The following is a 19,435-nucleotide window of genomic DNA, read 5'->3' on the forward strand; positions in this document are numbered from 1 at the left end:
GATCACTGAAAACCCAGCCACATCAGAAATGATGCTAGCAAGGTAGGGCAATATGCTTAGGAAAAAGACCAATGGGGTTGCGCGACGCCCCCAGGGTGCAAGTATCCTTAGAGACGCTGCACATAAATCGGTGGACCGCCGAACCTTTCTGAAGGGATCCGGTCTTGCCGCAGGCGGCCTGGCCGCCATTACTGCCACAGGTGGTTCCGTAACCAGAGCCAAGGCACAATCCGCAAACGATGCGGTCAATCTGGTAAAATCCGTATGTACGCACTGTTCCGTGGGATGCACGGTCATTGCTGAAGTAAAGAATGGCGTCTGGACCGGCCAGGAGCCGGGGTGGGACAGCCCGTTTAACCTCGGCGCTCACTGCGCCAAAGGCGCCTCGGTGCGTGAACACGCCCATGGTGAGCGCCGCCTGAAATACCCGATGAAGAAGGTGGATGGCGAGTGGAAGCGGATCAGCTGGGACGAGGCGATCAACGAGATCGGCGACCAGATGATGCAGATCCGCGAAGAAAGCGGTCCCGACAGCGTCTACTGGCTGGGCTCGGCGAAACACAACAACGAGCAGGCCTATCTCTTCCGCAAGTTTGCGGCCTACTGGGGAACCAACAACGTCGATCACCAGGCACGTATCTGCCACTCGACGACGGTTGCCGGCGTAGCCAACACATGGGGCTACGGCGCCATGACCAACAGCTACAACGACATTCACAATTCCCAGGCGATCTTCATCATCGGCGGTAATCCGGCGGAAGCCCATCCGGTTTCGCTGCTGCACGTGCTGCGCGCCAAGGAGCAGAACAACGCGCCGCTGATCGTTTGTGATCCGCGCTTCACCCGCACCGCGGCCCATGCCGACGAATATGTGCGCTTCCGTCCGGGTACGGACGTTGCCCTGATCTGGGGCATTTTATGGCACATCTTCGAAAACGGCTGGGAAGACAAGGAGTTCATCCGCACCCGTGTCTGGGGCATGGACCAGATCCGCGAGGAAGTCGCCAAGTGGTCGCCGGATGAAGTCGAGCGGGTCACCGGTACGCCCGAAAGCCAGCTGAGACGCGTTGCCCGCACATTGGCAAACAACCGTCCGGGCACCGTGATCTGGTGCATGGGTGGCACACAGCACACCAACGGCAACAACAACACCCGTGCCTACTGCATTCTGCAGCTTGCCCTCGGCAATATGGGCACGAGCGGTGGTGGCACCAACATCTTCCGCGGCCACGACAACGTTCAGGGCGCAACCGACCTTGGTGTTCTCAGCCACACCTTGCCCGGCTATTACGGCCTGAGCGCAGGCGCCTGGGGGCATTGGTCCCGCGTTTGGGAGGAAGATCCGGAGTGGCTCAAGAGCCAGTTCGCAACCGTCAAAGGTGCGGACGGCAAGGATAAGAACCTGATGAACCTGACCGGTATCCCGGTCAGCCGCTGGATTGACGGCGTTCTGGAGGATCCGGCCAACACGGATCAGCCGAATGCGGTCCGTGCGATGGTTCTGTGGGGGCACGCTCCAAACTCGCAGACCCGTATGACGGAAATGAAAACGGCAATGGAAAAGCTGGATATGCTGGTCGTGGTCGACCCCTATCCGACCGTTTCCGCCGTGCTTCACGACCGGACCGACGGCGTCTACCTCTTGCCGGCCTGCACCCAGTTCGAAACCCGCGGTTCCGTGACCGCGTCGAACCGGTCTCTGCAGTGGCGCGACAAGATCGTCGATCCGTTGTTCGAGAGCTTGCCGGATGAAGTCATCATGGCCAAGTTCGCGAACAAGTTCGGTTGGGCCGATCGTCTTTTCCGCAACATCGAAATGGAAGATGCGGAAACGCCGAATGTCGAGAGCATCACCCGCGAGTTCAACCGCGGTCTCTGGACGATCGGCTATACCGGTCAGTCGCCTGAGCGGATCAAGTCGCACATGGCCAACCAGCACACATTCGACCGAACGACGCTTCAGGCGGTCGGCGGCCCGAATGACGGCGAATATTACGGAATGCCGTGGCCGTGCTGGGGAACCGCGGACATGAAACATCCCGGAACGCCAAACCTCTACGACATGTCAAAACCTGTCGGTGAGGGCGGGCTGTGCTTCCGTGCGCGCTTCGGCGTGGAACGGGACGGCGACAACCTGCTTGCGGATGGAGTTTCCAATCCGGGTGCGGAAATCCAGGATGGCTATCCCGAGTTCACCATGCAGATGCTGATGGACCTGGGATGGGATAGCGATCTGACGGAAGAGGAACGGCTTGCCATTGAAGGTGTCGCCGGTCCGAAGACCAACTGGAAGACCGACCTGTCCGGCGGCATCCAGAGAGTGGCCATCAAGCATGGCTGCGCGCCATTCGGCAACGCCAAGGCCCGTGCGGTCGTCTGGACGTTCCCGGATCCGGTGCCGCTCCACCGCGAGCCGCTCTACACCAACCGCCGGGATCTGGTGGTGGACTATCCGACCTACGAGGATCGGAAGTTCTACCGTCTGCCAACCCTTTATGCCTCGATCCAGAAGCAGGATTTCTCGAAAGAGTTTCCGATTATCCTGACCTCCGGACGCTTGGTGGAATACGAGGGTGGCGGTGACGAAACCCGGTCGAACCCATGGCTTGCTGAACTTCAGCAGGACATGTTTGTCGAAATCAATCCAAGGGATGCCAACAATCTCGGAATCCGGGACGGCGCTCAGGTCTGGGTTGAAGGTCCGGAAGGCGGCAAGGTCAAGGTCATGGCAATGGTGACCGAACGGGTCGGAGAAGGCGTTGCCTTCATGCCGTTCCACTTCGGCGGTCATTTCCAGGGCGAGGACCAGCGGTCCAAGTATCCGAAAGGTGCCGATCCGTATGTTCTGGGGGAAAGCAGTAACACCGCTCAAACCTACGGCTACGACTCGGTGACTCAAATGCAGGAGACCAAAGCGACTCTCTGCAGGATCTCGGCAGCGTAAGGAGGAGACGCAATGGCAAGATCAAAGTTCCTTTGTGATGCCGAACGCTGCATTGAGTGCAATGCCTGCGTTACGGCGTGTAAGAACGAAAACGAAGTGCCGTGGGGGATCAATCGACGCCGCGTCGTGACCATCAACGATGGTAAGCCCGGCGAACGGTCGATCTCCGTGGCCTGCATGCACTGTTCGGACGCGCCCTGCATGGCGGTGTGCCCGGTCGATTGTTTCTACCAGACCGAAGAAGGTGTGGTCCTGCATTCCAAGGACCTTTGCATTGGCTGCGGCTACTGCTTCTATGCCTGTCCGTTCGGTGCACCGCAGTTCCCGCAGGCGGGCAACTTCGGTTCGCGCGGCAAAATGGACAAGTGCACCTTCTGCGCTGGTGGTCCGGAAGAAAACAATTCGACCGTCGAAAAGGCAAAATACGGCAGCAACCGTATTGCCGAAGGCAAACTGCCGCTCTGTGCGGAAATGTGCTCCACCAAGGCTCTGCTGGCCGGTAATGGCGACGTTGTTTCAGCCATCTACCGTGAACGCGTCGTTGCACGCGGCTTCGGCTCGGGTGCCTGGGGTTGGGGTACGGCCTACGGCCAGAAAGGCGGCTGACCCGAACTCAAGGATGCGGGTACCCGTTCACGCGGGTAGCCGCTGACATTGAGTAGGTAGCAACAATATTTGGACAGGGGCGGTGCTTGCCGGCATGCGTTGGCGCGTGCCGCCCCGTCTGTCTCCGTTGATTTCAGGTGTGAGGATCCCGTCATGAAGCGTTTGATACTGGCGGCTGTCGTTCTTCTTGCTTTCCTGACACAAGGGTTTGCGCAGGATCAGGCTCCGAGCCAGGAACAGGCAACTGAGCGGGCCGCGACCGGCGGTGCACAAACGCTGGAAGACATCATGCGGCGTCAACGCGGTGAAAAGGTGGATTATGATTTCCGCCGAAGCGCCACCGGGGATCCAAATTCAGCTGCATCAATCTCTTCACAGCTGGGCACGCTGGGCGGAGTTTCCGACCCTGAGCTCTGGAGGGCGTTGCGGTACGGCACCGCAGACATCACCGTATCGTCCGGCGGAACACCCGCTACGGTTCTGATGCAGGATGGCGGTATGCGCTGGCTGGAGTGGCGCAAGGGGCCGTTGGCGACTTACGGTGCCTACCTGCTGCTCGGCACACTCGTGTTTCTTGCGCTCTTTTATCTCCTTCGCGGCCGCATCAGGATAGACGGCCAGAAAACCGGCCAGACCATCACCCGCTTCAAGGCAATTGAGAGGTTTGGTCACTGGCTGCTTGCCGGAAGTTTCATCCTGCTTGCAATCACCGGATTGCTGACCCTATTCGGTCGGTTCGCGATCATCCCGCTGATCGGCAAGGATGCCTTTGCTCCTGTTGCCCTGGCCTCAAAGTGGATCCACAACAATGTCGCCTGGGCCTTTATTCTTGGCCTCATCATGGTCTTTGTTATGTGGGTTTCTCATAACATACCGAACAAGACCGACCTGAAATGGATCGCAGTCGGCGGAGGACTGTTCAAGAAGGGCGTGCACCCGCCAGCGCGAAAATTCAATTTCGGCCAGAAACTCATTTTCTGGGGCGTGATCGTCCTGGGAGCTTCCATTTCTATCTCCGGAGTATCGCTTCTCTTTCCCTTCGAATTTCCGATGTTTGCGGCCACTTTCGAGGTTCTGAACGCAACCGGTATTCCGCAGCTTCTCGGGTTCGGCACGTTGCCGACGCAACTTGCTCCTCATGAGGAGATGCAATTCGCGCAACTTTGGCATGCCATTGTCGCCTTCCTGATGATGGCGATGATCCTGGCACATATCTATATCGGCTCGGTCGGCATGGAAGGCGCGTATGAAGCGATGGGATCAGGTGAGGTTGAACTGCAGTGGGCGCGCGAACACCACGGCCTCTGGGTGGAAGAGGTAGAGGAAGCCGAAAGGCAGGCCGATGCCAAACACGCTGTACCAGCCGAATAGGCGCAAGACATCATGCGTGTTTCCCGCGGCTTTCGTTCGTTGATCGGCAGTCTGAAGGGCGTGGCAGATAAGTGGCGTGTTTCCGTGACTGTCGCGCCAACCGCTTTCGCCGTTCTGCTCTTCACCTGTTTGAGTTCGCCGGGGTCCGGAGCTGAATTTCAAACCCTGAAAGGGCATGGCGGGCCGGTGATGGATATCTCCGTTTCACCGACAAACGGACTTGTCGCAACGGCGAGTTTCGACAATTCGGTAGGGGTCTGGTCGGGCCGGACGCCCCGTTGGCTTGAGGGGCACGAGGCGGCTGTGAAGGTGGTTCAGTTCGTTGACGGAACCCGCATCGTTTCTGCCGGTGACGACAATGACCTGATCCTTTGGGATCTGGAGACCGGAACAAAGACCCGTTTGCAGGGGCACACGGCCAAGGTGACAGGGCTTGCCGTTTCTCCTGATCGTCAATTGATTGCCAGCGCCAGCTGGGACACCCGTATCGGGCTTTGGCCTTTGAGCGGTGGCGAGCCAGTGTTTCTTGAAGGACACACCGCAGGCGTCAACAAGATTGCGTTTTCGCGGGATGGCAAGTGGCTTTTTTCTGCCTCCGTCGACGGCTCGATCAAGCTCTGGGAACTCGGAGAGAATGTCGAGAAGCGCGTCATTGACCGGAATGGCTTCGGCATCAACGTGATGGTGCTCGGGGGTGACAAGGCGGGATCGGCTGCATGGGTTGCCTATGGCTCGCAAGATGGTGTGACCCGGATCGTTGACCTTGCGACGGATGAGAGGTTGCATGACTTTGCGCTTGAGCGCCGCCCAATCCTGGCAATGGCACTCAGTCCGGATGGGTCGCGGCTGGCAACGGGGGACGGTCACGGTTTCATTACCGTTATCGACACGAAATCCTGGTCGATCGAAAAGGATTTCAAGGCGGCGTTGAAAGGGCCAATCTGGGCGCTGGCGTTTTCAAAGGATGGTCAGGTGCTGCATGCCGGGGGGATCGAGAACATCGTTTATTCCTGGCCGGTGGCAGATCTTGCGTCCTACGATCCCATGGCACAGGAAACACCACAGTTTCTGCGCAAACCGGAAGACATGTCCAACGGCGAGCGGCAATTCGCGCGCAAGTGTTCGATCTGTCACGCCCTGACCATTGATGGCGGACGCAAGGCCGGGCCGACGCTTTACAATGTTTTCGGCAGGAAGGCGGGGACCCTGGAAGGGTATCCCTATTCAGAGACCCTGGCCGGTTCTGATATTATCTGGTCGGAAGAGACGATCGACCAACTGTTCCTGGATGGGCCGGATCACTTCATTCCGGGATCCAAAATGCCAATGCAGCGGATAACCGGCTCGGAAGACCGCGACGATCTGATAGACTTCCTGAAAACGGCAACAAACGCCGAAACAACTGGTGGAGGAACGCAATGAAAGCCATGCTTCTTGCCTTTGTTGCGATCGCGGTTATTGCGATCGGGGCCAACCAGGTCCTGGAACATCTGGGTTTCTCCAGTGCCGAGCAGACGAGCAGTTCTTCAGTACGATTGGGAGATTAGGTGCCGGAGGCGAGACGTCATGGGCATGAGAGCTACTCCCTCTCCTTGTGGGGAGGAGAGGGAGCGGGTTAGAGGGCAGACATTCGCGACGCCGAGTGTCTGCCCTCTCCCAATTTGGTTACGAGCAAGGGCAATTTCATCTGCTTGCAGCTGAAAACGTTGACAAAAATGAAGTCAGCTGGACCCGTCATTCGCATTCGGGAAAAACAGCTGCTGTCCGTCCACCTTGTAGGACGCTATCGCCGCCTGACCTTCCTTTGACAGCAACCAGTCGACAAAAGCCTGTCCCAACTTCGCCTTTACATGCGGATGGGTCTCTGGGTTCACCAGAACAACGCCATACTGGTTGAACATCTTCGGGTCACCCTCAACCATGATTTCGAAGTCGGCCTTGTTGCCGAAGGCGATCCAGGTGGCGCGATCGGTCATGATGTAAGCGCCCATTCCGGTGCCGGTGTTCAGGGTTGCGCCCATTCCCGAACCGGTCTCCCGGTACCAATCGCCAGATGCCGCGCCGGCATCAATTTCAGCAGCTTTCCATATTCTCAGCTCAGCCTTGTGCGTGCCGCTATCGTCGCCTCGGGAAGCGAACAGAGCTTTGGCTTCGGCGATCTTCCGAAGGGCCTCAATCACATTGTTCGAACCGGATATCTTCGCCGGGTCGGAGGCCGGACCTACGATTACAAAGTCATTGTACATGACATCCGAGCGGGCGACGCCAAAGCCGTCGGCAACAAATTTCTCTTCAGATGGTTTTGAATGAACCAGCAGAACATCGCCGTCGCCATTGGCGGCATTCCTGATAGCCTGTCCGGTGCCAACGGCAACCACTCTGACCTGAATGCCGGTCCTGTCCTGGAACCTGGGCAGAAGATAATCGAACAGACCCGAATTCTGGGTAGACGTGGTCGATTGAACGATGATGAATTTCTCGTCTGCCTCTGCCTGTTGACCTGCTAGTTGAAAAATCATGGCGGCGCCGAGGAGCGCCAGAAAAGCTCTTTTGATCAACTGATCCTCCCGGAGTGATCACGCAAAATTTGGGTGTTGGGTCCAAGATAGAGACGACCGTCGCGCCAGGCGCGTACTGGTTCGCTTTGAGGAGAATTGAGAACCTCTTCGACTGAACCGGTCTCGGCAACCTTGCCGCCCTGCAGAAAGATCACGTCTTCGCCCAATCGCCTGGCCTGGCCGGCGTCATGGGTCACCAGAACAATGGTTACGCCACGGGCATTGGCATCCATCAGCAGGTCTTCAATGGCTGCGGTGGAGGCGGGGTCCAGGTTGGCAGTCGGCTCATCCAGAAAGAGAAGCGACGGTTCACATGCAATCGCCCGCACCACGGCAAGGCGTTGTTGTTCACCACCGGAAAGCAGGCGGGCTGGCCGCTGCGCCAGATGCGACAGGCCTGCCGATGCCAGGGCCTTGTCGATTTTCCTGGCCCGATCTCCACCGCGCAGACCGCGTACAGAAAGCGCAAACTTGAGATTGGCCAGAACGGAGCGGCGCAGCAGAACCGGGCGCTGGAAAACCATTGCCTGTGTGCGCCGCGCCTGCGCGCTCAACGGTTTCGATTGCCAGAGTACCTCGCCCTGATGGGCTTTGAGCAGCCCGTGAAGAAGACGTAGCAACAGGCTTTTGCCTGCTCCGTTGGGGCCCATGATCAATGTGCGCGAGCCTTGCCGGATTTGAAGGTCGACACCATCGAGCAGAACTTCCTTGCCGGCTGAAAACGTAAGTCCGTTGGCCTCCAGAAGGGGAGCCTCCTGATGGGCGAGCGGCGACGAGGAAGGTGCGGATGCCGTGTCGAAAGCAAGATCACGCATAGGCGGCCCTCGCGGCTGATGCCCGAAGGGCCATGACGCAGGCATTCACGACGAAAGCGATCAGAAGGAGAATGACGCCGAGTGCCAGGGCAAGCTGAAGATTGCCCTTTGAGGTTTCCAGCGCGATTGTTGTCGTCATGACGCGGGTCACGTGGTTGATGTTGCCTCCAACGATGATCACGGCTCCGACTTCTGCAACGGCGCGGCCAAAGCCGGCGAGCGCAACCGTGAGAAGGCTGTAACGAGCATCCCACAGGAGCGACGTCAATCGGTCGAGCGGACCGACGCCCATCGAGGCAAACTGCTCGGAATACTCACGATAGAGATCCTCAACGAGTTGCCGGGTCAGGGCGGCAACGATGGGTGTCACCAGAACCATCTGCGCGATGATCATGGCAGTTGGGGTATAGAGCAGTCTGAGCGGACCGAGAGGACCGGTTGCAGACAGCATCAGGTAAACAAGCAGGCCGACAACGACCGGGGGCAGCCCCATGAGAGCATTCAGGACAACAGCCAGAAATGTGCGACCTGGAAACCGGAAAGCTCCGACTGCGGCACCGAGGGGAAGGCCGATCAGGCAGGCGAAAAAGACAGCCGTCAGGGTCACCCGCATGGACAGGCCAATGATTTCCATCAGGTCCGGATCAAGTGCGAAGACAAGGCCGAAAGCGCCGCCGAGCACACTCCAGAAACTGTCCATTCCTGTATTTCCTCCCGTTCATGGGAAAAAATAACGTAAAATGCATAAAAATAAAAGCTGAATGCGCCTCATTCAGCATCAAAAGCGCCATAGTTGCTGCTTGGGTACTCGTGTCTCGAATGAGATTTGGTGAGTGCCGCACTTTCGGGAGATTGTTTCTACGTTCCGTGTTCAATTCAATATGGATCGGGACTGTGGTGATCACGACCTTGTTTTCAGAATGTCGGGTCATGGCGCGCCAGATTGCGTCGCGACGGGAGCTCTCGTAAAATTTCGCTCGCGGAATTTGGCCTCTAGCTGTTTGGACTGAAAGGCGGTGCCGGTTGTGAGGGGTTTGAGCATCCTGAGTTCCGGTGTCTTGTTTGCCCTGCAATTGCTCTTTGCAGAGGCTCATCCAACTGTCGCGCATGAGGCGCCCTCGTCAACCATCTCGCGTCACATCACTGAGGTCGAATTACCTGCCGGTGCAATTCCCGGTTCGAAGCCGGAAAAGGCCGATGCGGTTGCGAAAGCCGAGGCTGAAAGGGAACTCAAGCGAAAAATCGGCCAGATGATCCTTGTCGGTTTTCTGGGAAACGGCACCGGACAGTCCGGCTATCAGCTGGTTCAACGTCAACTGAAGAATGGCGAAGTGACCGGCGTCCTTTATCTCGGCAGGAACCTCAAGAACCGAGCGGCAATCCTGCAGATGAACGCGGGACTGAAGGAGGTTGCTTCAGCGCATGCACCGCCGCTCATTGCAATCGATCAGGAAGGAGGAAAGGTACAACGCCTCAAGCGGTGGCATGGATTCCCGCAGACCTTGTCTGCAAAACGGATGGCACGGGCGCGCAATCGGGAAAAGGCGGCAGCTGCTTATCGCCTTCTGGCCAAGAACCTGTCGAACTGGGGATTCAATCTCAATCTAGGACCGGTCGTCGATCTCGACATCAATCCTCGCAATCCGATAATCGGTCGTCTCGGGCGATCCTATTCCAGAAACCCGGAAGTGGTGATCAGCTACAGCGCAGCCTTCATTGACGAGCATCGCAGTGAAGGCGTCATGACGGCGTTGAAGCATTTTCCCGGCCATGGATCCAGCTGGCGGGACAGTCACAAGGGGATGGTCGATGTTTCCAGGACATGGTCACCAAAGGAGCTGGAGCCGTTCGAACGCCTGATATCGCAAGGGCGAGCGGATCTGATCATGACGGCACATGTTCATAACAAGGCATTGCAGACGCCGGACGAAACGTTTCCGGTCTCGCTCTCCGCCACCGCCCTGACAGAAGTCTTGCGTGGCAAGCTTGGATTTCAGGGGGTGATCATCTCGGACGATTTGCAGATGGATGCGATCCGAAGAAATTATGCCTTTGCCGATGCAGTTGTTGGCGCAGTGAATGCGGGTACCGATATTCTTCTGTTCGCGAACGACAAGCGCCCCGATCCGAACATACCTGCCAAGGTTGCCGCCATTCTGATTGAAGCCGTCGGGAAGGATCCGAAGCTCGAGCAGAAAATAACGGCCGCGTATGAGCGCATACGCGAGCTGAAACATCGCCTTGAAGTGATCCCGTCACCTCCAATTCCGAAGCCTGGCTCCGATCGCTCTGCAGCCGCGGCACCAGAAGCAGGATTGGACAACCGGCAAAACCGGATACCCGAAAATGCTGATGCTTCCTTGCACGGCCCGCGGCTGAACCTGCCGGAAGGTTTCGCGCCTTAGGACGCGACCCTCAATAGAGCGTTCGTGGCAGCCATGTCGCGATTATCGGGAAGATCCAGAGAATGCCGACCGCCAATATCTGCAACAGGATGAAGGGCACGACGCCTCGATAGATCTGACCGGTGGTGATTTCCTTTGGTGCCGCTCCTCTCAGATAGAACAGCGAAAAGCCAAACGGCGGGGTCAGGAAGGAGGTTTGAAGGTTGATCGCGATCAGAACCGTCAACCAGATCGGATCGATGCCCATCAGGATAAGCGGCGGGATCAGCACCGGCAGCAGGATCACCGAGATCTCGACAAAATCAAGGAAGAAGCCGAGAACGAAAACAAACAGCATGGCAAAGATGAGGGCGCCTGTCGGTCCGCCGGGCATTTCGTTGAGAATGTCATGCACGCGGTCTTCACCGCCGAGGCCAACAAAGACCAGGGAAAAGAAACTTGCCATCAGGATGGTCGCGAAGATCATCGAGGTGACGGTGAGGGTCGACAGAAGAGAGGCCTTCAGAAGACCGTCGGAAAAAGCTGCTTTCAGGATGCGCAGGACAACGCCAAGCGAGAAAATGGCCAATCCGGCGTAGACCGCTGCAAGAATGTAGCCGCCGATGGTGATGTCCGAGCGTTGCAGGCGGACGGGCATTACCGTTGCCGCAACGGCCAGAAAGAGAAGAGCGGCTGTTGCCAGAACGATCAGGCGGGTGGAAACGCCCAGGCGACGACCCGCAAGAAGAATGGCGCCGATAGCCCCAACCGAAGCTGCTTCGTTGGGGGAGGCGATGCCGCCGAGGATCGACCCAAGAACCGCGATGATCAGGAGAATGGGCGGTACGATTGCGGCCGCGATTTCTCTGGTCGAAGGTTGGTCGACATGCTCTTTCATTGCCGGAGCGTCGCTGGGGAACAGCCGCGCACGGCCAAGAATGTAGAGGCAATAGACGACCACGAGCAGCAGGCCCGGCACCATGGCGGCGGCAAAGGTCTGGCCCACCGAAATGGTCTCGATGGTGAATTTGCCTTGGGCATACTGCGCCTGTTGGAAGGCGTTCGACATGACATCTGCGAGAATGATCAGCAGCGTCGAGGGCGGAATGATCTGGCCGAGTGTCCCGGCGGTGCAAACCATGCCGGAAGCAAGTTTCGGATCGTAACCATTGCGCAACATGGTCGGCAGGGCAATCAGGCCCATGGCAACAACCGTTGCTCCGACGATGCCTGTGGAGGCTGCGAGCAACGCACCGACCAGGACAACGGACACACCGAGCCCGCCATTCATGCGGCCGAAGAGGCGGCCCATCGTTTCCAGAAGCTCCTCGGCGATCCGGCTCTTTTCCAGAATGACACCCATCAACACGAAGAGCGGAATGGCCGTCAGGACCGGATTGGTCAGAACCCCGAAAAAGCGCTGGCCCATGGCGCCCATGAGTTGAATGTTGAAGTCGCCGAGTATCCAGCCAAGAAGGGCAAAACCGGTGGCAACGCCGGCAATGGTGAAGGCAACCGGATAACCAAGCAGGATGAAGGCGATCAGTGCGCCGAACATGATGAGGTCGAGAGGCAGGCTCATGCTTGGTGGCCTTTCAGGCGCAAGATGTCACGGATCAGTGCCGCCAGGCCTTGAACAAGCAGCAATATGCAATAGGCCGGAATAAGTGATTTCAGAAGAAAGGAGGCTGGAATTCCGCCAACTGAAATCGGACCCTCCAATATGGCCCAGCTTCCGCGGACATAAGGCCAGGAAAACCACATGAGGACGACAAGTGCCGGTGTGAGCAGGAACAGATGGCCGAATAGGTCAATCCAGGCCTGGGTGCGTTTGGTGCACTTGGCGTAAAAGATATCTACCCGGACGTGGGCGTTTACGAGAAACGTATATCCGGCCCCCAGCATGAAGATCGCTGCGTGGAAATAGAGCACGCCTTCATCAAGGAAAATGAAACTGTACCCGAAGACGTAGCGTAGCAGCACGATCACGAATTGCAGCAACAGCATGCCGAGAGCTGCCCAGCAAAGCGTGTGGCCTATTACGGCATTGACGCGCTCCAGCGCGCCCGCAAGTCTTTCCATCGCAGTTGGTCCTGCCGTTTTAAAGTGTCGTCGCCCGACATGCTCTGTCTGAAAAGGGAACAGTTTTGCACTGGTTGTCATCCCGGTTTGACGCGTCAGCGGCAAGACCGGGATCCAGCAATCCGGGTCGTCAGATGTAGCATAAGCACGATTCGGCCTGGTACTGGATCCCCGCCTTCGCAGGGATGACAATTCAGGCAGTAGAGGGGCTGAAAAGTCCCTCCACTGTGAGTTTGGTCAGTTCACTCGATCGTGTTTGCTCAGTCGTACTGATAGTCGAGCAGACGTGCGTTCATCTGGCCGTTGTCGGCGTACGGCATGTATTCACGCATCAGTTTGCGGTAGGCGAGGAAGCTTTCGGTGATCCGCTGGACAAGCTCGTCGTCACTTGCGCGCAGGTCGGCAATCACTTCGCCCGCTGCATTGCCCATGGCAACGATGACATCGTCCGGAAGCTTGCGCACCATCACGTCATGCTCGTTGACCAGCTGGGTCAGGGCCTGGGCGTGCTTGGTGTTGTACTCAGTCAGGACGTCGTTGTAGAGGCTGGCACAAGCGTGGGAAACCGCTGCTTTCAGATCATCCGGCAGGTCGTTATAGGCTTCCAGGTTGACCGCGCACTCTTCTGCAGATGACGGTTCGCCAACACCCGGCCAGTAGTAGTTCTTTGCGATCTGATAGTAACCGAGGGCACTGTCCGTCCACGGGCCAATGAATTCACCCGCGTCGAGGGCACCGGACTGGAGGGCCTGGAACATTGCCGGGCCACTCATGGCCTGAACGGCCATTCCGAGCTTGGAGCACATTTCGGAAGCAAGACCCGTTGAACGGAACTTCAGGCCTTTCAGGTCGTCAACGCTGTTGATCTCGGTACGGAACCAGCCGGCCCACTGCGGTCCGGAGTTGCCGCAAAGGAATGGCTTCAGGTTGAAGCGGCCATAGATTTCATCATAGAGCGCCTGACCTCCACCATGGATCAGCCAGCCTGCCTGTTCCGGTGCTGTCAGACCAAATGGCTGGGAACCGAACAGAAGAATGCCCTTGGACTTGGAGCCCCAGTAGGCAGGAACCGCGTGGTACAATTCGGCAGTTCCCTGGCCAACGGCATCGAAGACGCCGTTGCCCGGCACGATTTCGCCGGCAGCGAACAGCTTGACTTCGATGCGGCCACCGGACAGGGCGGTGATGCGGTCAGCCAGCATCTGTGCGGCAACACCTGGGCCGGGAAGGTTTTTCGGCCATGCGGTGACCATTCGCCACTGGCGCACGTCCTGTGCAATGGCGGGAGCGGCCAGAGTTGTTGCTGCTGCGGCGGCCACGGTTCCCGTTGCACCGGCTTTCAGAAAATCACGTCTTTTCATACTATTTCCCCTCGTTTCAAGGTTCCGGATAAGAGCGTTCTGCCTTGGGTTCTAATTGCCCAATATCCCCGGCAGGTTAAGCCCCTGTTCTTTCGCGCAATCAAGCGCGATTTCGTAACCGGCATCGGCGTGACGCATCACACCGGTGGCCGGGTCGTTCCAAAGCACGCGTTCAATGCGGCGGTCGGCATCTTCAGTGCCATCGCAGCAAATCACCATGCCGGAATGCTGTGAAAAGCCCATGCCGACACCGCCGCCATGGTGCAGCGACACCCAGGTCGCGCCCGAGGCCGTGTTCAGCAAGGCGTTGAGAAGCGGCCAGTCCGAGACGGCGTCGGAACCGTCCTGCATGGCTTCGGTTTCGCGGTTCGGCGAGGCGACGGAACCGGAGTCCAGGTGGTCGCGGCCGATCACGATCGGTGCCTTCAGCTCGCCGTTGCGAACCATTTCGTTGAAGGCAAGGCCCAGACGGTGACGCTGGCCAAGGCCAACCCAGCAGATGCGTGCCGGAAGACCCTGGAATGAAATCCGCTCCCTGGCCATGTCCAGCCAGTTGTGCAAATGCGGATCATCCGAGATCAGTTCCTTCACCTTGGCATCGGTCTTGTAGATATCCTCAGGGTCACCGGAAAGCGCGCACCAACGGAACGGTCCGATGCCACGGCAAAAGAGCGGACGAATATAGGCCGGAACGAACCCCGGGAAGGCAAAGGCGTTTTCGAAACCTTCTTCCAGCGCGACCTGGCGAATGTTGTTGCCGTAGTCGAGCGTCGGCACACCGGCATTCCAGAAATCGACCATGGCCTCGACATGAACGCGCATGGAAGCGCGGGCGGCTTTCTCGACCGCCTTCGGATCGGTCTCGGCCCTGGCGCGCCATTCGGCAACGGTCCAGCCTTGCGGCAGGTAACCGTTGACCGGGTCATGAGCGGAAGTCTGATCCGTGACGATGTCCGGCTTCACACCGCGCTTGACCAGTTCTGCGAAAACATCTGCCGCATTGCCGATGAGTGCCACGGACTTGGCGTCGCCTGCCTTCGTCCAGCGATCGATCAGCTCAAGAGCCTCATCGAGCGAGTGGGTCTTTTCATCGACGTAACGGGTGCGCAGACGGAAGTCGGCGCTTTTCTCGTCACATTCAACGGCAAGGCAGCAGGCCCCGGCCATAACCGCTGCCAGAGGCTGAGCACCACCCATGCCACCGAGACCGCCTGTCAGGATCCAGCGTCCTTTCAGATTGCCGTCATAGTGCTGGCGACCGGCTTCCATGAAGGTCTCATAAGTGCCCTGAACGATGCCTTGTGTGCCGATATAGATCCACGATCCGGCGGTCATCTGGCCGTACATGGCCAGGCCCTTCTTGTCGAGCTCGTGGAAGTGATCCCAGTTTGCCCAGTTCGGCACCAGGTTCGAGTTTGCGATCAGAACTCTCGGAGCATCCTTGTGGGTCTTGAAGACACCAACAGGCTTGCCGGACTGCACCAGAAGCGTCTCGTCTTCGTTCAATGTCTTGAGGCTGGAGACGATGCGGTCGAAATCTTCCCAGGTACGGGCTGCGCGGCCGATTCCGCCATAAACGACCAGCTCATGCGGGTTCTCCGCGACATCCGGATGAAGATTGTTCATCAGCATGCGCAACGGAGCTTCGGTCAGCCATGACTTGGTGTTGAGTTCAGTGCCGGTTGGCGGAAATACGTCGCGTGCGTTGTGGCGGCGATCTGTCATCGTTCGCTCCCTGGAGTTTTTTTGTCTTGTTCGGCGAGTGCCGGCGCGAGATCTTGCAGCGCGCCGAGGATGTTCTTGAGGTGATGGCGCAAGCGCTCCGCCTTTTCTTCGTCATAGGCAAAGGGCGTGTCTTCGGTGGCAAGATGGGTCTTTTGGGCAAGTTCCATCTGAACGGCGTGGAAGCCTTCGTCAGGCCGGCCATAGTGGCGCGTTGTCCACCCACCCTTGAACCTGCCGTTCAAGACGCACGTGTAGTCTTCAGCAGCTTTGGTTCTTTCGTAAACGGCGGCTTCGATCGCCGGGGCGCAAGTCGCGCCGTTGTTGGTGCCGGTGTTGAAGTCGGGCAGCGTGCCTTCAAACAGAAAGGGCACCACCGAGCGAATGGAGTGGCAATCGTAGAGGATCGCAACACCGTGCTTTGCCCTTACCCGTTCCAGTTCGGCCAGCAGGGCTGCATGATAGGGCGCGTGCCATGAAAGACGGCGAGCCTCGATCTCGGCAACGCCTGGTTCCTGTCCCTCAAGATAAATCGGGCGACCGTCAAAGTCGGTGGTCGGACACAAGGTGGTCGTATTCTGACCTGGGTAGAGGCTGACGCCTTCCGGATCGCGATTTGCGTCGATGACGTAGCGATGGAAGTTTGCCCGCACCATCGTGGCGCCCGGAAGCAGGTCGGAATAAAGCCGGTCTACATGCCAGTCGGTGTCGGCAAGCTTTTGACCGGTCGCATTCAGCTTGTCCCAGATTTCGGCAGGCACATGCGTGCCGGAATGCGGGACGCCCAGAACAATCGGACCTTCACCCCGAAAAACGTCAACCGGCTGCATAGGCGTCTCCAAGCTTGATCATGTGATCTTCGGAGAGAACCGACACCAGTGCCCGCGACCGTACCAGGTCGGCCGCCTTTTCCAGGTCGGGTGCAAGGTAGCGATCCTGCGTCAATGCCGGAACATGCGAGCGCAGTTCATCGATAACGGCTTGAAGCGCCGGGCTGGTCTTCAATGGTGCGCGGTGCTCGATCCCCTCAATCGCGCAAAGCAGTTCAACACCCAGAATGTGAGAGAGGTTTGCGTTCATCCGACCCAGGCGCCGGGCACCATGCGCCGCCATGGAAACATGGTCTTCCTGGTTGGCACTGGTTGGCGTGGAGTCGGTCGAGCAGGGATTGGCAAGATGCTTGTTCTCGCTCATCAGGGCAGCCGTGGTGACTTCGGCAATCATCATGCCGGAGTTGAGGCCCGGGTCCTTGGCGAGGAATGGAGGCAGGTCGAAGGAAAGGGTGGGGTCGACCATCAGAGCAATCCGGCGCTGGGCGATTGCGCCAAGTTCCGCCACGGCCAGAGCGATCTGGTCTGCCGCGAAGGCGACCGGTTCGGCGTGGAAGTTGCCACCCGACACGATCCGGTCTGTATCGATGAGAACAAGCGGATTGTCCGTTGCCGCATTGGCTTCGATCTCGAGCGTCGTTGCCGCCATGCGCAGCAGGTCGACACAGGCACCGGCCACCTGCGGCTGGCAGCGAATGCAATAAGGATCCTGAACGCGCTGATCGCCTTCCCGGTGACTTTCCCTGATTTCGGATCCGGCCATGACTTCGCGCATGCTGCGGGCAACTTCAATCTGGCCCCGGTGGCCACGCAACTCGTGGATTTCCGGCAGCAACGGTGCGGTCGATCCCATGATTGCGTCGGTGGAAAGGCTTGCCGACACCAGCGTTGCTTCAGCCAGCCTCCAGGCTTCCATCAGACCGACAAGTGCGCAGGCTGTCGAAAACTGCGTGCCGTTAATGAGGCCGAGACCTTCCTTCGGGCCAAGCACCACCGGTGTCAGGCCTGCCCGGGAGAGGGCTTCGCCACCCGGCATCCGTTCACCGGCAAACTCGGCTTCGCCTTCGCCGATCAGAACCGCTGTCATATGCGCAAGTGGAGCCAGGTCACCGGACGCGCCAACAGAGCCCTGTGCCGGAATGACGGGTGTCACACCTTTTTCCAGGCAATCTTCAATGAGTTTCAGAACCTCGAAGCGGACCCCGGATGCCCCGCGACCTAGCGAAAGCAGCTTCAGAACCATCATCAGCCGCGTCGTTGTCTGGTCCAGTGCTTCGCCGACGCCACAGCAATGAGACAGGATCAGGTTCCGCTGCAGCGTTTCGGTATCTTCGGCAGCAATCTTGACGCTGGCAAGCTTGCCGAAGCCGGTGTTGACGCCATAGACGGCGTCGTCGCCCTGTGCTGCCCTGGCAACACGTTCCGCAGCCAGATTGATTGCCGCTTCGGCGGACCTGTCGACGCGCACGGGAAGCTGCTCCCGGTAGATGCGTTCCAGGTCGGCCAGGGTGACGGACCCCGGTGTCAGGATAAGGGCGCTCATTCAGAGCCTCCGAAGATGCGTTTTTCAAGTGCGTTGAAGCCGATCCGGTAGCTGAGTTCGGCCGGATGGCGAACGTTCCAGACGGCAAGGTCGGCCCGGTTTCCGGCTTTCAGCGTGCCCTGATCGTTCAGGCCAAGGGCCTTGGCTGCTTCTCGGGTCACGCCTGCCAGTGCTTCTTCCGGTGTCATGCGAAAGAGTGTGCAGCCCATGTTCATTGTCAGCAGCAGAGACGCGAGCGGAGAGGAGCCCGGATTGCAGTCCGTTGCCAGTGCGACCGGTACCTTGTGCTGGCGAAGCAACGCCAAAGGCGGCTGCTGGGTTTCATGAAGCGTGTAGAACGCGCCTGGCAGGAGAACGGCAACTGAGCCGCTTGACGCCATTGCCTTGACGCCGGCTTCGTCAAGATATTCCAGATGATCGGCGGACAGTGCGCCATAGGATGCGGCAAGCGCCGTTCCACCGAGATTGGACAATTGCTCGGCGTGAAGCTTGACCGGAATGCCCAGTGCGCGCGCCTTGTCGAACACCAGGGCGATTTGCGCAGGTGAAAACGCGATGCCCTCACAGAAGCCGTCGACCGCATCAACAAGCCCTTCTGCGTGGGCGGCTTCCAGAGCGGGAAGGCAGACCTCTTTCAGGTAATCGTCAGGGCGATCCTTGAATTCGGGCGGAATGGCATGGGCGCCGAGGAAACTGGTGCGGACGTTGACAGGCCGTTCTTCGGCGATCCGCCGGGCGGCCCGCAACATCCTGAGTTCGGTGTCCCGGTCGAGGCCGTATCCGGACTTGATCTCAAGGGACGTGACACCTTCGGCGATCAGGGCGTCGACGCGCGGAAGCGCAAGCTGGAGCAATTCGTCTTCGCTGGCTTCGCGGGTTGCCTTGACGGTCGATACGATGCCGCCGCCTGCGCGGGCGACTTCCTCGTATGAAGCGCCTTCGAGCCGCATTTCAAACTCGCGAGCCCGGTCGCCTCCGAAAACCACATGGGTGTGGCAATCGATCAGACCAGGCGTAACGAGCCTTCCCTGAAGATCGTCGCAAGGCCAATCGGAATAGCGCTCAGGAAGATCCAAACCTTTGCCGCACCAGCAGATTTTCCCGTCTTCGATCGCCAGCGCACCGTCTTCAATCAAACCATAGGGCTCACCTGTTTCAGTGAGCGTTGCCAGCTTGGCATTGGTCAGAACACGCTGGGACACGAGTGATCTCCGGCTTG

The 19,435-nt window shown here is 58.5% G+C and carries 16 protein-coding genes; 6 read left to right on the forward strand and 10 right to left on the reverse strand.

Features of this window, described 5'->3' with window-relative positions; all coding sequences use genetic code 11:
* The first annotated feature begins 52 nt into the window (after positions 1-52).
* The 5 genes from ABLO27_RS22030 (at position 53) to ABLO27_RS22050 (ending at position 6,468) form a co-directional block, all read left to right on the forward strand.
* Complete coding sequence (locus ABLO27_RS22030; RefSeq protein ID WP_353035763.1) at positions 53-2,944, forward strand: formate dehydrogenase subunit alpha; 2,892 nt, start codon at positions 53-55, stop codon at positions 2,942-2,944.
* Positions 2,945-2,956: 12 nt separating this feature from the next.
* Positions 2,957-3,550, forward strand: a complete 594-nt coding sequence (gene fdh3B, locus ABLO27_RS22035) for a formate dehydrogenase FDH3 subunit beta (protein ID WP_352941558.1) — start codon at positions 2,957-2,959, stop codon at positions 3,548-3,550.
* A gap of 153 nt (positions 3,551-3,703) precedes the next feature.
* Positions 3,704-4,921, forward strand: coding sequence for a formate dehydrogenase subunit gamma (locus tag ABLO27_RS22040; RefSeq protein WP_353035764.1), 1,218 nt, complete (start codon positions 3,704-3,706; stop codon positions 4,919-4,921).
* A 12-nt stretch (positions 4,922-4,933) separates the two neighbouring features.
* Positions 4,934-6,343 (forward strand): c-type cytochrome, encoded by a 1,410-nt coding sequence (locus ABLO27_RS22045; RefSeq protein ID WP_353035766.1) that lies wholly within the window; start codon positions 4,934-4,936, stop codon positions 6,341-6,343.
* A complete protein-coding gene (locus ABLO27_RS22050; protein WP_353035767.1) occupies positions 6,340-6,468 on the forward strand; it encodes a hypothetical protein in 129 nt (42 codons plus the stop codon). The genes ABLO27_RS22045 and ABLO27_RS22050 overlap by 4 nt, the downstream gene beginning before the upstream one ends.
* A 174-nt stretch (positions 6,469-6,642) precedes the next feature.
* On the opposite strand, the gene ABLO27_RS22055 is transcribed toward ABLO27_RS22050, so the two are convergent.
* From ABLO27_RS22055 to ABLO27_RS22065, 3 genes are read right to left on the reverse strand one after another with little or no spacing between them, the layout of a single operon-like run.
* The gene (locus tag ABLO27_RS22055; protein WP_353035769.1) at positions 6,643-7,479 is read right to left on the reverse strand and encodes a substrate-binding domain-containing protein; all 837 of its coding nucleotides are present in this window, start codon (positions 7,477-7,479) and stop codon (positions 6,643-6,645) included.
* Complete coding sequence (locus ABLO27_RS22060) at positions 7,476-8,294, reverse strand: ATP-binding cassette domain-containing protein (protein WP_353035771.1); 819 nt, start codon at positions 8,292-8,294, stop codon at positions 7,476-7,478. The genes ABLO27_RS22055 and ABLO27_RS22060 overlap by 4 nt, the downstream gene beginning before the upstream one ends.
* The gene (locus tag ABLO27_RS22065) at positions 8,287-8,994 is read right to left on the reverse strand and encodes an ABC transporter permease (protein ID WP_352941545.1); all 708 of its coding nucleotides are present in this window, start codon (positions 8,992-8,994) and stop codon (positions 8,287-8,289) included. The genes ABLO27_RS22060 and ABLO27_RS22065 overlap by 8 nt, the downstream gene beginning before the upstream one ends.
* 325 nt (positions 8,995-9,319) lie before the next feature.
* Here ABLO27_RS22065 and ABLO27_RS22070 point away from each other — a divergent pair, with 325 nt between their 5' ends.
* The gene (locus ABLO27_RS22070; protein WP_353035772.1) at positions 9,320-10,699 is read left to right on the forward strand and encodes a glycoside hydrolase family 3 protein; all 1,380 of its coding nucleotides are present in this window, start codon (positions 9,320-9,322) and stop codon (positions 10,697-10,699) included.
* A 10-nt stretch (positions 10,700-10,709) separates the two neighbouring features.
* On the opposite strand, the gene ABLO27_RS22075 is transcribed toward ABLO27_RS22070, so the two are convergent.
* From ABLO27_RS22075 to hutI, 7 genes are all read right to left on the reverse strand, one after another.
* Entirely contained in the window at positions 10,710-12,260 is a 1,551-nt protein-coding gene (locus ABLO27_RS22075; RefSeq protein WP_353035774.1) for a TRAP transporter large permease, read from the reverse strand.
* On the reverse strand, positions 12,257-12,760 hold the full coding sequence (locus ABLO27_RS22080; RefSeq protein ID WP_353035776.1) for a TRAP transporter small permease subunit: 504 nt from the start codon (positions 12,758-12,760) through the stop codon (positions 12,257-12,259). Before ABLO27_RS22080 ends, ABLO27_RS22075 begins: the two co-directional genes overlap by 4 nt.
* Positions 12,761-13,020: 260 nt before the next feature.
* Positions 13,021-14,121 (reverse strand): TRAP transporter substrate-binding protein, encoded by a 1,101-nt coding sequence (locus ABLO27_RS22085; protein ID WP_352941538.1) that lies wholly within the window; start codon positions 14,119-14,121, stop codon positions 13,021-13,023.
* A gap of 51 nt (positions 14,122-14,172) precedes the next feature.
* Complete coding sequence (gene hutU / locus ABLO27_RS22090; RefSeq protein ID WP_353035777.1) at positions 14,173-15,846, reverse strand: urocanate hydratase; 1,674 nt, start codon at positions 15,844-15,846, stop codon at positions 14,173-14,175.
* The gene (gene hutG / locus ABLO27_RS22095) at positions 15,843-16,673 is read right to left on the reverse strand and encodes an N-formylglutamate deformylase (RefSeq protein WP_353035779.1); all 831 of its coding nucleotides are present in this window, start codon (positions 16,671-16,673) and stop codon (positions 15,843-15,845) included. Before hutG ends, hutU begins: the two co-directional genes overlap by 4 nt.
* A complete protein-coding gene (hutH, locus tag ABLO27_RS22100) occupies positions 16,660-18,216 on the reverse strand; it encodes a histidine ammonia-lyase (RefSeq protein WP_353035781.1) in 1,557 nt (518 codons plus the stop codon). The genes hutG and hutH overlap by 14 nt, the downstream gene beginning before the upstream one ends.
* Positions 18,213-19,418 carry an imidazolonepropionase gene (hutI, locus tag ABLO27_RS22105; protein ID WP_353035782.1) on the reverse strand — a complete coding sequence of 402 codons (1,206 nt, stop codon included), beginning with the start codon at positions 19,416-19,418 and terminating at the stop codon, positions 18,213-18,215. Before hutI ends, hutH begins: the two co-directional genes overlap by 4 nt.
* Positions 19,419-19,435 lie beyond the last annotated feature (17 nt).

It is taken from the genome of Roseibium sp. SCP15 (assembly GCF_040329435.1).
GTDB lineage: Bacteria > Pseudomonadota > Alphaproteobacteria > Rhizobiales > Stappiaceae > Roseibium.